The 13914-nt window shown below is 41.9% G+C and carries 13 protein-coding genes and 2 pseudogenes; 4 read left to right on the top strand and 11 right to left on the bottom strand.

Going from position 1 to position 13914, the window contains the following annotated elements; all coding sequences use genetic code 11:
* Positions 1-15: 15 nt before the first annotated feature.
* The 11 genes and pseudogenes from H6A27_RS15625 to H6A27_RS15620 form a co-directional block, all read right to left on the bottom strand.
* Positions 16-383 (bottom strand): annotated as a pseudogene (locus tag H6A27_RS15625) (hypothetical protein).
* A gap of 222 nt (positions 384-605) precedes the next feature.
* Entirely contained in the window at positions 606-899 is a 294-nt protein-coding gene (locus tag H6A27_RS13285) for a nucleotidyltransferase family protein (protein WP_204509032.1), read from the bottom strand.
* Between the two features lie 271 nt (positions 900-1170).
* The gene (locus tag H6A27_RS13280) at positions 1171-2064 is read right to left on the bottom strand and encodes a DUF2971 domain-containing protein (protein ID WP_204509031.1); all 894 of its coding nucleotides are present in this window, start codon (positions 2062-2064) and stop codon (positions 1171-1173) included.
* A 258-nt stretch (positions 2065-2322) separates the two neighbouring features.
* Positions 2323-2769, bottom strand: a complete 447-nt coding sequence (locus H6A27_RS13275; RefSeq protein WP_204509030.1) for an N-acetylmuramoyl-L-alanine amidase — start codon at positions 2767-2769, stop codon at positions 2323-2325.
* A 119-nt stretch (positions 2770-2888) separates the two neighbouring features.
* A complete protein-coding gene (locus H6A27_RS13270; RefSeq protein ID WP_204509029.1) occupies positions 2889-3314 on the bottom strand; it encodes an HU family DNA-binding protein in 426 nt (141 codons plus the stop codon).
* Between the two features lie 270 nt (positions 3315-3584).
* Positions 3585-4307, bottom strand: coding sequence for a hypothetical protein (locus tag H6A27_RS13265; protein ID WP_204509028.1), 723 nt, complete (start codon positions 4305-4307; stop codon positions 3585-3587).
* A gap of 1 nt (position 4308) precedes the next feature.
* Positions 4309-5322 (bottom strand): AAA family ATPase, encoded by a 1014-nt coding sequence (locus H6A27_RS13260; RefSeq protein ID WP_204509027.1) that lies wholly within the window; start codon positions 5320-5322, stop codon positions 4309-4311.
* Positions 5319-6473, bottom strand: a complete 1155-nt coding sequence (locus H6A27_RS13255) for a DUF262 domain-containing protein (protein WP_204509026.1) — start codon at positions 6471-6473, stop codon at positions 5319-5321. The genes H6A27_RS13260 and H6A27_RS13255 overlap by 4 nt, the downstream gene beginning before the upstream one ends.
* 226 nt (positions 6474-6699) lie before the next feature.
* Positions 6700-6957, bottom strand: a complete 258-nt coding sequence (locus H6A27_RS13250; protein ID WP_204509025.1) for a DUF4248 domain-containing protein — start codon at positions 6955-6957, stop codon at positions 6700-6702.
* Between the two features lie 271 nt (positions 6958-7228).
* Positions 7229-8866 (bottom strand): DUF3987 domain-containing protein, encoded by a 1638-nt coding sequence (locus tag H6A27_RS13245; protein ID WP_239469687.1) that lies wholly within the window; start codon positions 8864-8866, stop codon positions 7229-7231.
* A 234-nt stretch (positions 8867-9100) separates the two neighbouring features.
* Positions 9101-9445, bottom strand: a pseudogene (locus tag H6A27_RS15620) (BT4734/BF3469 family protein); the annotation flags it as partial.
* Between the two features lie 803 nt (positions 9446-10248).
* Between H6A27_RS15620 and H6A27_RS13240 the strand changes: the two are divergent.
* The 4 genes from H6A27_RS13240 (at position 10249) to H6A27_RS13225 (ending at position 13798) form a co-directional block, all read left to right on the top strand.
* The gene (locus tag H6A27_RS13240; RefSeq protein ID WP_204509023.1) at positions 10249-11376 is read left to right on the top strand and encodes an MraY family glycosyltransferase; all 1128 of its coding nucleotides are present in this window, start codon (positions 10249-10251) and stop codon (positions 11374-11376) included.
* 28 nt (positions 11377-11404) lie between these two features.
* Positions 11405-12877, top strand: coding sequence for a capsule assembly Wzi family protein (locus tag H6A27_RS13235; RefSeq protein WP_204509022.1), 1473 nt, complete (start codon positions 11405-11407; stop codon positions 12875-12877).
* Between the two features lie 9 nt (positions 12878-12886).
* Positions 12887-13333: a lipocalin-like domain-containing protein gene (locus H6A27_RS13230; protein WP_204509021.1), complete on the top strand. Its 447-nt coding sequence runs from the start codon at positions 12887-12889 to the stop codon at positions 13331-13333.
* 105 nt (positions 13334-13438) lie between these two features.
* A complete protein-coding gene (locus H6A27_RS13225) occupies positions 13439-13798 on the top strand; it encodes an HNH endonuclease (protein ID WP_204509020.1) in 360 nt (119 codons plus the stop codon).
* Positions 13799-13914: the final 116 nt, after the last annotated feature.

Raw genomic sequence — 13914 nt, 5'->3', positions numbered from 1 at the left:
GCAGTCCGTTTATACTTAGCATAAGCCCTCCAGTTTCTCCACCAGTGTTTTCAGCCCCTGATAGTCTAAGCCTTTCTTCTGTATGCACAAGCCCTCACGGGTTCTTATCGTTACCATGATGTTTCCTTTATTGGGAGATATACGTTTGGGCTTCTCTTTAGCAACATCCTGCTGTTCTTCATTACCAGCCTGAATCAAAACTCTTCAGGAATTCCTTCCACTTCTACAGGTACAACCTTCTTCTGTGTCTTCTTGAACCAGTCATAGAATGCCGTGTATGGAATGTTGTTGCTAATGCAGAACGAGTTGATGGAAACTCCATTGGGTTCGCCTTCGGTCTTGTAGAGGAACCACAGTCTTTCAAAATCTTTTTCGCTAAACATAATCTTTCGAGTTTTAAGTTTAGCACTGAGGTATGGGGAAAGGACACTGCTGGTCAATACGCCAATTTTGGATGGTTACGTATTAACATGCAAGCAGCATCAAATTTCTCCATTCTCTCTGGTGATACTAAAAAATCTTGTACAGAAAGAATTGATTCATTTCTACTGATAACCAGTGATGCTTTCTCCTCTATAAGTAATAGAAGATCTATTAATATTTCCTTAGATATATACCGCATCTTTTAAAATATTCTGCTTTAATGTGTCTCTCAACGAACTCCTGAAGTTCACTATATCAATAGGTATATGAAGCATGCTTTCCAATTCTTCTTTTATCTTTTCAAGAACAAAGAAATCTGCTCCGTTCAGACTTATGAATATGTCCAGGTCGCTATTCTCATCCTGCTGTCCTCTGGCGTACGAACCGAATATACCCATAAGCTTGATTCCGTATCTTGATGCTCTTTCAAGCTTGAATTTCTTTAGTTGCCTTATTATTTCAAGAGTTTGGACCATATATTAATTATTAGGGACGTATGCATCAAAACTAAATTCATCCACAAAAGTAAGCTTTATTCCCGATATTGCCAAATTATAAGTAAACTTCCAATTTTAGGGTGTCTCCTTTTGGACGGGCACCAGCAAGTGCCCGTCTAAAAAAGAGTCCACAAATTTAACGATTATTATTTGCATATTGTCATGGGAAGGAGGTTTTCGTAATCCGGTCTTCCCTTTTTTAATTCTCTGAGCAGCCTGCAAAAGTAATCCCTGAATGAAACTGGGAAGTTTAAAATAATTCATCAGCTACTAACTTTGTGATGTCATAACTGTCATATCTCATCTTGAAGGTTGGTATTCGTTTTCCCTCAGTTATTTCGCATATTTCTTTTTGTTTCTTAGGCTCAATTTCAGCTCCAAGATATACTCCTTCTATTTCGAAACCGGACAACGGCAGATAATCTTTCCTTTTAAACTTTCCAGTTTTATCATCAACTTCTTTTATATCAGAACTTTGCGTTGTAAAATAGATTAATCGGTGTTCTGCTTCATAGTTCCAGCATTGACCCTTAGCAAAGAACGCATTATCCAAAGTTATACTGTCTGTTAAAGGTTTTGAATCACGATATGCTACAGGGCGTATTCGAAGTAATTGATTCTCGTCATTATATTGATTGAGAACATCTTCGTTTATCTTGTATTTAATAGCTATTCCTTTGTGACTATTTGCATAATGTGACCACATAAGTGGCTCGTTATATGACAATTTTGAATGATCTGCTACGCAACAAATCCTCAGATTCTTCATGGCATTTAATACCATTTTGAAAAACTTCTTGTTATGCCTATCACAAGCCAGACTTTTATGGACTTTTATCCATACTTTCAAAATCGGATCCATAGGATCATTAAACTTAAAAGGGTTGGAAAAAGTAAGTCTTTCTTCAAGAATATCTCTTTTTATCTCCCTAAAACTTACTTCACTTGAAATACTACAAAAACGAAGAAAAGAATCTGTCTCTATTTTACTTTCTATTTGAGTAAGTTCTTGTTTTAGTAGATTTAGAATATGCAAATGAACATCAGTATCATTTCCATCCATCAAAGAATCGTAAGCAATGTCTAAATCATTATTTGTCGCTTCGGATTCATTTATCAAGAATATTGTCCTTAAATCACGCATAGTATTTGTTCTCTTTCAGGCACGCTTCGCGGCTACCTCCCCCACCTTTCCATTCCTGAAAAGCTGCGCAAGATAGTCCACATTAATCCTTAAATCTCCACAAAAGTAAGCCTTAATAACGATATAGCAAACAAAATCTTACTTTTTTTATGCTTTGCGGCATCGATTTTAACGCTTTATTTTACACTCCTGCAAAAAAACAATAAAAAAATCCGCAAGTCTCCCGCCTTTTCGCGAGAAAACTTACGGATTCCTTTTTTAGTAGCCCTCAGCCTTCACATCGAAGCAAGGACATTCCTTTATCCATTCCTCGGGTTCTACCGTCCCATTGCCGTTAAGGTCAGGGCTGAAATCCCTGTGACCTGCTATTTCCTTGATGGGGAACTCCTTCTTCAATGTCATGATAAGATATTTCAGAGCCTTCTTCTGTTCTGCTGTGCGGGTGTCCTTGGGGTTGCCCTTGATGTCGAGGCCGCCCTCGTAGCAGATGCCTATGCTGCCTTCGTTGTGTCCCTTGCAGTGGGCTCCTATCCGTTCCACCGGACGCATATCGCATATCTCTCCCGTACGACGGATATAAAAGTGATACCCGCATCCGTTGAAACCGCGCTTACGGTGCATCTTGACCAGAGCAGCAGGCTCGAGCCTTTTGCCTTCAGGCGTAGCCGAGCAGTGTATGATAATTGTATCAACATGACGCTTCATTACCTCCTCCCTTCCCTTTGTCTCTGAAGCCCCCTGTAAAAATACAGAGGAGGCATTTCAGGATTCTGATTACTATTTTCTTTATTTTCATGGTTAGTTGTTAGTTGTTGGTTATTAGTTTAAGGCAGAGGTTCTTCCTCTTCCTTCTTGTACTTCTGTTCCACCTTCTGGTACTTCAGGGTGTTGAGCATGTTTGCCAGGGTCTCTCCGCCACGGAAGATGATTCTGCCTTTCTCTATCAGGCCGTCATGATATTCCTCCGCGGTATCGGATCCCTTGCCTTTGAGGCTTACCTGGAGAGAGCCGAGTTCGCCCAAGCGGACTATCTCGCCGTTGGCAAGGGAGTCTGACACCACGTCCTCAAGTGCGATGAGTACCGCCATGACGTCCGCACGGGTCACGGTACACGACTGCTGGATGCGCTGCGAGAGCTCACGGATGCCTGCCTCGCCACGGGCTTGTGCCTGTGCATAGAATTTTCCCGGCACTTCAGGGTTCTGAGGGTCTTTACGTTCCACTACCGAATAAGTCAAATACTTGTCCATAATTCTTTCCTTTCTTTTTTAAATGGTTAATGATTAAACAAAAAACAAACTCTGCAATCCGAAACTTTGGGATCCCTTTCTGATTACACTACAAAGGTACCACGGTCCGGATTAGCAGAGTTCCTCTTTGTCCGCATGAGTATGGAAAGATGTGTTTTCGGAATTATTTTATCATCAATACTACTATTAATGCACAAAGTCCGCAAGCTTTCCACCAGGAAGGTGGTGACTTACGGATTAAGGCGAACTCAGATAAACAGCTTGCTTGACTTAATTGTTGAAGCGAATGTTCTTAATCAATCTTACAATATATGTAATTTCTTTTGAAAGATTATTGAGATACCAAAAACCACTGGTTAGTATAATCTCTACTTTGTTGTCGATAATCAGGTATCTGTCATGGCAGTCCTGAAAGTTTTCATCTCTTAATGTCCACGTAGGACAAGCTTTCTGAAGTTTATCTTTTTGTTCCTGAGAGAACGTATTCAACTGATAAATTATTTCAAGTTTATGTTTAGGCAATAAGTTTATTAATGTGTCTGCATTGTCATCTTTTTCATTAAAATATTTATCATACACTATAATAAACTTTTCAGCTTCTTTACAGAGTGATTTTATATGTTTTATAGCCTTATCACGTGATTCGTTTCGCAGGAATGTTCCTGTAAAGTTCTTTTCTATATTGTCATCATTAATATTGACATAAGGGTAGTCGTTTCTGTCTGTAGATAATATAATCTTGTATTTTGTTTTTGAGGCTAATTCTTCAAGTGTCTGATTTTTTAGACCACTTTTAATCAGAGATGAAACAAGATTCTTATCGGATGTGTGATTTATCCTTTCAAGCTGGGCCTTGTTGGTAATGTAAGTAGGTTTATAGTAGTTAAACAGCTTCTCTATCAGATTCCTGTCAAAATTTGAATTTGAGGTGAATTTATAGTATTCACTCAATAACTCATCGCTGAGTACCAGACTGTAGCTGACTTTTCCCATATCATTCCAATTCTAAAAGTTCACTTAGGGTAGCGTCAAAAAATCCTTCGGGAAAATCTTCTTTATAACGCCCCTTGTCGTTTATATCAATCTCAACAAATGGTGATATTATATCTTTTTTATAATATATCACTATATCAGTGTGCTTGAGTTCTTTTTTATAAACACAATAGCGGAATTTATTCAGTAGATTATCACAATGTGTTTCAATAATCAATTGAATTCCATTATTGGCTATCATTGAAAAGAAATCAGCTAAACGTGACTGTGCTCCGGGATGTAAATGTATCTCAGGATTCTCAATCATGATAACATCATCTTTTGAAGCTCTCAGGCATAGTATAAGTATCTTAACAAGATAACTTACACCAGAGCCTAGCTGCGATGGTATCAGCCCCATAAAGCCGTCACTATTGAATCTTACATCTACTTTTTCATTACTGTTTTTTATGGTATAAAATTCTACAGGTAGCTGCAGTATTTCTTTTAACCAGTAGTTTACCTGTGCTGCCAGTGTGTGTGATTGTTTGTCTTTAATCAGTCCGGCATCAAGAGTTTTTGACTTTTCTTTCTCGTATGTACTGTATATGTAACTTCCGTCATATCCACATATTGTATCATCAGAATAAAAGGCATCATTCTCAACTCCTTTTCTGTTTGCAGAAAGATAAAATAGATTCCTATCGTATTCAGGAAGTATTTTTACAGGAAATCCAGGATTAATATTTTTTTCGGATACAGTCTGTCTATAAATCAGTTCACCATTATCTGTGGTACATTTTATTTGTATAACAGAAGTATTGGTATATCTGTTTCTTATTATTTCGAACGACGATAATAAAATTTTACCGAGATGTAATCCATTGAAAGATGTTTCTTTTGCAAGAAGCAATACGGATTGAAGTACACTTGATTTACCTGTCGAGTTAAGCCCTGTAAAAATTGTTATTGGTTTGAATATAAATTCCTGGTTATCAATATTCTTGAACCCATGTATTTCTAATCTGTTTATCATAATTTACTGATTTCTGAAATAAAATTATATACCATATTTATTCTTGCATCCCAACTTCTTCTTGAATCAACATTGGCTGTACATAATTTTGAATTATCCAGCTCCTTTTTGAATCTTTCAATTTGCGATGTATAATAATACTTTCCTGTGCTTTCTTTTTCTTTCCCCAACAAAAAGACTAAAGTAAGCACTTCCATTAACGGCATGTTTATAGGCCTGCGTTTGGGTGATAAAGTTTTCGATTCAAAACGGAATGCGTCATCACCAAACATATTGTAAATGCGTTTATAGGCCGATTTGAACAATGTGACTAATTCTGCTTTTTGAGTATTATCAATGTTCTTGTTAAGAAAGATCATTGTCTTTGCCAAAAAGTCGTCTATATCGCTTCTGTATTCAAGTCTTGCAGATGAGTATGGGTCTTTTAATTTATCTGTATAATAGAGATAAAATGCTATACCACGGAGAACTACATATCTGTCTCTCATTCTTACCGGATTAATTCCGTCACCTGTCACTTTTTTGAATTCATCAGAATCTGCAATTTCCTTGATCAACTGTGTACTTGCACCACGATACAGGGCATTCCGCATTTCCTGACTGTTCAATTTCGTTCCACCACGATTCACTCTGTCAAAGATGTCATACTTAACCCTCTCAGGAGTTGGGGGCTGTATTATATAAAAAGACATCTGGAAATCTTCGAATATACCCTGTAGTTTAGGTTCAATATCTTTGAAGAACTTATTGTTCAGTCCGGTAAGAATCTTGAGATTCTTGAGCTTTATCTTATTATTGAGAAAATCAATAATGGCAGATATTCTCTGCCGCCCGTCAATAATCTGTTTTGTTCCGTCAGTAGATTCAAAAAGATATATAATCGGAATAGGTATTCCCATTAATATTGACTCTATAAGTTCGTTCCTTTGGGTTGTACCCCAAACATTGTTTCTCTGATATTCCGGATCTATTATTAGTTCCTTGCGTACCTCGCACAGTCTGTATATATGCGAGACACTGTATTGTGCAGGAATTATTCTTACCTCTGCATTGGGATATATATCCAAAGATGAAGTTTCATCAATTGACAAACCCGATTCACCTTCAAGTCTGTCTTCATTTTCACTGTTGTTTTTGTTTTCTTCGGACATATAGTACATTTCCTGAACCTCCAATTTTATAGTATTTACCGTTATATACTGATACACTTCGCAACTATCATGTGAAACTTTCCGGCTCCGGAAAGCTGCACATGACAGACCGCATTTATTCCTAAATCGATACAAATGTAAGGTTTAATAACGACAAATCAAATCAAACGGGAGAAAATAAAATAAATTTCATATTCACGATAAGAAAAGTATCAGAAGTAAACTCCTAAAACGGTTCCCCCAGATGCTTTACTATCACCTCCACCTCCGCCTTGAGCAAATACTGACGGTTCTTGTCATACCCCATTGCCTCCAGTTCCTTCATCATGGACGGGCATTGCCTTATCCAGCGCCGGAAGTTCCTCGAGGCTGCGTCCTTCGTCACGTCGGGGAAATACATCATCGCCAGTTCGTTCTTCTTGTAGGTTCTGAGCCTGAATGCCTGCTCCGTCTGCTGTGTCTGTTCTGTCTGTAGATTTTTCATACCTTTTTGTCTTTTATTTTACGTAAAGATACTAAAAAACGGGGAGGTATTCAAATGATACGGAAGGTATATTGGCGGTTTGACCGCCCTTGTCGGATTTTTTCCTTCCTGAGCTTTTTAAAAAAACGTGGGCACGTTTAAGGTTAAACTTGCCCACGTTTAAGGTGGAATTTGCCCACATTTAATTTCGGGTTTCTACAGTGCTTTGACAAAGTATTTTTCACTGATTTTACGGTCACTACGGTCATTACGGTCATATGACCGTAATTTTTCACTTCCTGTTCTTTTTGTATCCATCGGAAGTCCTTGATATTAAACCACTTTTGAGATATTTTGTAAGCGCTCTTTTCGCTGCTGTCTCTTCAAAACCACGTTTCTTACATTCTTTTACGAAGTCGATATATCGGAACTCTTTTTTCATTGTTTTCAGAACAGGTAAGAGCTTGTAGTAATTGGTTAATTTCTGCCTCTTAACGGTGTTGCTTATTATAGTGGAGAGGTTGATGGAATGTGCCATGCAGGTGAGGACAATCTTTATCGCATTGTCGAAGTCTTCATCGCTGCAAGTATATTCGTTCACGTCCCATCCGGCTTCCATGATGCGGTAGCCGCACAGCACCATTGCCACCCTCATGGTGATAAGTCCGGAACGGAACACTATGGCCATGACGTTGGGATTTTCCTCGGCTGCTACATATCCCAGTTCGCGCTGGAATATCTCGGTGTGCCTGTCCCACTGTTCGCGGGTGAAGTTTATCATTATTTCCTTATCCTTGGTCTTGAAGAAGTTGGCTTTCATCTTCTCGCCCACAGAGGCAAACAGCTCTCTGGCATTGATATTTCCGTTGCCTTCGAGGGGTGACTGGTTTTTCCACTTGTATGTTGGCGACATGGTGTAGAACATGAATCGGCTGTACATACCGTCCTCAAGGGTACGGATGAAGTTGACAAGCTGCTCGGGTGTACCGGACAGCATAAGGGCAAGCTTCGGGAAATCTATAACTACGGGGTCTTTGTCCGTCTTATAGCTCTGGCCTACCCTTTCATGATGGAAGAACATTCGGATCTCGGCGGCATGCTTTCCGTAATCTGTTCGCAGCGCTTCGGCAAAGGAGTCTATCTCGGTGGTGGCAAGTATGTTTCCGAACTCGGTGACCGACATGTGGAGCAGCATCTGGCTCTTCGATGTGTTTGCCTGCAGAATCAGTACTTTTCTTTTCGGTTCCTCCGGGCGGAGGTTGATGTCCGGCTCACGGTTTTCCTTTGCCGCCCTTTTCAGTTCAAGTTCCCAGGAGAGGAGCCGCTTGTCGTAATCTCTTTTTTCTTCCTTGTACTGCCTGTCGAGTGCGTCCTGTATGGACTTGGCAAGTGTGAGGGCATTCATGGCAAGGCCTTTTCCGGATCCTGCCTGTGCCACTTCGCACACATAGAGGTGGGGCGTGTAAATCTGATTGCCGTACATAGTCCGCAGCGCAGGGAAAAGTCCGCTTGAGATGGCCAGAATACTCAGAAAGAGTGTGTCCCTTTCCTTGTTGTCCTTGGCTATTTTCAGAAGCTCTTTTATGTCGGAAGGAAGGTTATCGAAAACTTCGTCCGGAATCGCTCCGCAGTAAGTGTCAATTTTCTCGTCCTCGTCCGCCTCTGTTTCTGTATCACCCTGATTATAAAGCGTTTGTCCGGTTTTTTCGTCAAAATTAGGGTTCATATGACCGTAATGACCGTAATGACCGTAATTCGTCGGACTTTTTCCGCCTTCCTCGCCATGCTCGTAACCCCACCGGATGGCGCGTTCTATCTCCTTCTGGGTGATGCCCGGCTCCACTCCTCGGGCGCATGCCGTGTGGATGGCATTATCCAGCTGCCATGACTGCACTCCACGCCAGCGGAGGTACTGTCCTAGGGAGAGCATGGTGCGTGTGCGGCTGCCCTTGACGTAGGGATGGGTGTAGAAGAAACGGTTGATGACGGCATCCACGTCGGGGGCATCTTCTGACCGGTAGCCCTGGTCAAGCGCCTGGGTGACTGGGTTGCTGAGATAGCGGAAGTCCTCGGAAGTGTCGGGACCTGTGGCAGGGACATAGTTCAGTGGGTTGTGCTCCTCGCCGTAGGGAAAGACAGTGGCTTGGGGGTTGTAGTAGGCATCGGGGTCGTAGGAAGCGAGACTGGCACGGGCGAAGTCCTTGCATGCCATGTCGGGCTCCAGACCGGTTATTTCGTGCAACCGCTCTGCCACCTGCTCGTAAGCCTGGCGGTAAACGTCGATGTGCACTATTCCGATATTCGCCACAACCCGCAGACCGCGGCCCGATGCTGTGACGTGGATTGCCACTACCCACGGGAAGACCTCGAGGAGCTGTCGTGCGGCAAGGAGCTGGTCCTCGCGCAGGTCGTCGAAGTCGAATATGGCATAGCCCGTGCGCGTGGTGGTGTGCTTGAAGAAGCGTCCCTTGCGGCACTCGCCTGCCCATACCGCTGCGGGGAGCTTCATCTTCCAGTCGCGCGCACGGTCCTTGTCGCCAAGCTTGATGTATGAGCGCACCTGGTCCACTGTAGGTTTGAACTTGCCGTCGCGGATATACCTTATCCATTCGGCGGCATCGATTACGCTTTCAGCCTCTTTCGTCATGAGGCTGGAGAAGATGGTTATCTTCATAATTCAGATTTTAAATTGATTAGTAAAAAAAATGTCGGGGGCAAATGTATGGTGAGTGGCGGAATAGCCAAATGTTAAAAAACGGGGGTGTTTTACATTCTTTAATATATGGCTTATCCGTAGCGTATCCGCTTTATGAACGGTTCTGTAGGCTATTGTCCTGTTTTGAAGGTATAAATCTCTCGTGAAAAGAGATGTCGAATTTTAACAAAGGCTATTTTGTCTTAAAATCACATTTTTTATACTTTTGCCGCGCAAAGGGGAATTTCAGTAACATATTTTCATAATATTGGATAAATATGTAATTATTAATCAATGAAAACCTTAAAATCATGAGCAAAAAAATTTTTCTGTTGCCGATATGGCGATATATGTGGAAATGTTCAGGACAATTGTGAAAAACCGGCAGGTGAAGGGGAAGCTGAACTATGAAGAATTTAGGGAATTGCGCCGGCAGATTGTGCTGGCGGAGTATGAATTCAGGGAGATTGATGATATGTTATTGCAAAATCATAAAAATAAACGGCTTAATGACGGCTTTTAGTATTAAAATTTTGTCTTTATCGGGGGAAATGGTATTTTTGCAGCTGTTTTTAGCGGCAAAACAATTAAACTAGTGGTTTAAAGGATTTTTTATTATGGCAAATGTTTACATTCTTATTATAGCTTTTATGGTGGCTATAATCATGGGGAGAATCATTATCCCGAAAATTCTGATTATCTCGTTCAGAAAAAGACTGTTTGATGTTCCGGATGCACGAAAGGTGCACAACCGCCCTATACCGCGACTGGGGGGTGTGACTTTCTTTCCTGTTATTGTGTTTACTCTTACCTTAGTTACTGCTTTCAGGGTAATGATGAACGAGATTCATTATGAGGTGTTCACACATAAGATGGCATGCGAATTCCTGTTTCTGGTGGCAGGACTGACTTTGCTGTATATAGTAGGTATTGGTGATGACCTTGTGGGGGTGAGATACAGTAAGAAATTCCTGGTACAGATTATTTCTGCGGCATTCTTCCCTATCGTAGGTCTTTACATAAACAATTTCTACGGGGTGTTCGGCATCAATGAGATCCCGGCATGGATAGGTATGCCGTTCACTGTGGTGCTGGTGGTGTTCATAACGAATGCCATAAACCTGATAGACGGTATAGACGGTCTGGCTTCGGGATTGAGTATGGTGGCTCTTGCCATTTTCGGAGGAATCTTCATTCATTATGGATTGTGGAACTTCGCGATTCTGGCTTTTATATGTGTGGGAGTGGTCATTCCGTTCTTTGCATATAATGTATTTGGCAATGCCGACAGGGGACGCAAGATATTTATGGGTGATACGGGTAGCCTTACGCTGGGTTATATAATAAGTTTCTTTGTAGTGAAGTATTGTATGTATATTCCTGGTGAGGATATGCAGGCATACGGATCGCCAGTGGTAGTGGCTTTTGCAGTACTGCTGGTGCCTTGTCTGGATGTGGTGAGGGTGTTCCTAAGGCGTATACGAAACGGAAAGTCACCGTTCCTGCCGGACAAGACGCATATACATCATAAGTTTCTGGATATGGGATTCACCCCACGTACAGCCTTGATAACCATACAGCTGATGTCTGCAGCATTTTGTATATTCTCACTAGTGGCTGTGAAGTATATTGACAACACATTGGTGTTCATTATTGATATCGTTGTTTGGGTAGGACTGAATATATGGTTCAACAAGAGAATTGCGAAACGAAAGGCACTAACAACCAACGGTCAGCAAAGCTAACTAACAATTAAAAACCAACAACTAAAGAATGAAATTATATTCAATAATACTCTCTCTGCTTCCGGTATGCGGATATGCTGCTAATGACAGCATTTCGGCACGGGTGGAGACGGAGGCAACATTTTCGGGGGGCGACTATGCCCCCTTTTGGCTTTCTGCCAACAAATACGGTATGGGAAGCGCGGAACCGAACAGTTTCTATCTGCGTGCGGGGGCTGACTGGAACAGGGGGCTCAGGCACGGTTGGAAGCTGGGTGCCGGACTGGACATTGCAGGCGGTGCGGGAATGACATCGAAGTTCTGGGTACAGCAGGCGTATGTGGATGTGTCGTGGAAGATGCTTAACCTGAGTATAGGAAGCAAGGAACGTATCTCCTCTCCTCTTGAGAAGAATGCGGAACTGACCTCGGGATGGATGACGGAGGGAAACAATACGCGCCCTATTCCGCAGATACGCGGCGAGATACGTGAGTTCTACAGTCTGCCTTTCACGGGGCACTGGCTGGCTCTGAAAGGTCATTTAGCTTACGGTGCTTTTCTGGACGGGAAATGGCAGGAAGGGTTTGTACAGCCCGGCGGTTATTACACCCGAGACGTGAAATATCATAGCAAGGCTCTGATGTTCCGTATTGGTAATAAAAAGAAGTTCCCTTTGGAATTTGAGTTCGGTCTGCATATGGCTACTCAGTTTGCCGGGGACAAGATGAAGAAGCTTGCCGACGGCAGCAGTGAGCTTGTTCTGGACATGCCGGACGGGTTCCGTAACTATATAAACGCTTTCTTTCCGTCCGGAGGTGGAAGCGATACTCCTTGGGGCGAGCAGGTGAATGTGGAGGGTAATATGCTGGGAAGCTGGAATTTCGCTCTGAATTATTATCTCGGGAACTGGAAGTTCCGTGTGTATCTGGATCATTACTTTGAGGATCACTCGCAGATGTTCTGGCAGTACGGAAGATGGAAGGACGGACAGCTGGGTATAGATATTACTCTGCCACGGAACAGATGGGTGAGCCGTGTGCTATGGGAAGGCATATCGACAAAGGATCAGTCGGGACCTGTTCTTTATGACGGTTTTGCAGGCTCATTCACTGATCTGCAGTGGAGCTGTGGTGATTCATATTTCAATCACGGCATATATAACGCATGGCAGTACTATGGTCAGGCTATGGGTGCTCCCCTATTGCCGGGACCGGCATATAACAGAGACCACAGCATTTCGTTCCGAAGCAACCGTATGAAGGCGCAACACATAGGTCTGCAAGGCGAGCCGACGGAGGAATGGAGCTGGAGGGTGCTGGCTTCGTTTGCGCGCCATTGGGGTACGTACGGAAATCCTTTCGACGAGGTGAAGCGTCAGTTCAACGGGATGGCTGAGGTAAGGTTCTCTCCTGCCCGATTGAAAAACTGGGGATTTAAGGCGGCGATTGGGGTGGATAAGGGAAGTGTGATTGGGAACGGTATTGGAGGAAGCGTAGGAGTGCAATTAAAAATTAAAAATTAATAGTTGATAATGAAGAATCTGATTAGGTTAAAATATGTCCTTTTGTTATTATGTCTTCAGCTTATCTCATGTGAGAAAGCTCCTATCAGGAGCGATGTGGAGGGATTCTGGAGACTGGAGAGATTTACTGTATTATCCACGGACGAGACTGTGGAGTGCAACCGACTGTATTACAGCATCACGAGACAGGTTACTGAGGTGTCTGATAAAGGCGGCAACGGATACGGCACTTATATCTGCCGCACGGGATATGAGGATGATGAAAACACTCTGGTGCTGAGAGACTTCAAGGTGCGTGCCGGTACTGGGGATAACGGGAATGATGCTCCGGTAGATAAGCTTCGCCATTATGGTATAGACTCGCAGGAGGAAACAAAGTTTAGGATTTTGCATTGCAACGGCAAGACTATGACGCTGGAATCGGGGTATGCAAGGTTGGAACTGAAGAAGTTCTGATATTGGCGATAAAAAATTACATGCAGAATGATTTGCTTATTTCAGCAATAATTTTTAATTTTGCTTAAGCGTTTTAATTTTGTTGTTGTTTAGACTCATAATATAATGTTCGATAATAAAACTATTGACAAGGTTTGGAATAAAGCCAAAGTCGTTGAAGATTTTAATTCTGAAAATATCAGAAAAGATGCATGCGGAGCATGGATTATCCGGAATCAATATGGCAATAGAGATTCTATTTTTGGCTGGGAAATAGATCATGTCTATCCGGAAGCTTTAGGTGGTGGAAATGAAATTGAAAACCTAAGGGCGATGCAATGGGAGAATAATATTTCCAAAGGGGATGATTTTCCCTCATATAAATCGAAAGTACAATCGAAAGGAAATAAAAATATTTATGAGGAAAAACAGTATAAAGTCAATGATGAGCTGAAAGCAAAGCTCGAATTATTATATGGATTCTGATATATATATTTATTTAAGTTTCGCAAGTAAAAAAATATAGCTTTTAGTTCTGTATGTCACAGAAAATGAGTATCTTTAAGTACCACCTTCAAAGAACTCATACTAAAAGCTATGAA

The organism is Bacteroides caecigallinarum (genome assembly GCF_016902295.1).
Taxonomy (GTDB): Bacteria; Bacteroidota; Bacteroidia; order Bacteroidales; family Bacteroidaceae; genus Phocaeicola; species Phocaeicola caecigallinarum_A.
The sequence above is the reverse complement of the archived record's forward strand: the minus strand, read 5'-3'. Positions and strand labels throughout refer to the sequence as shown.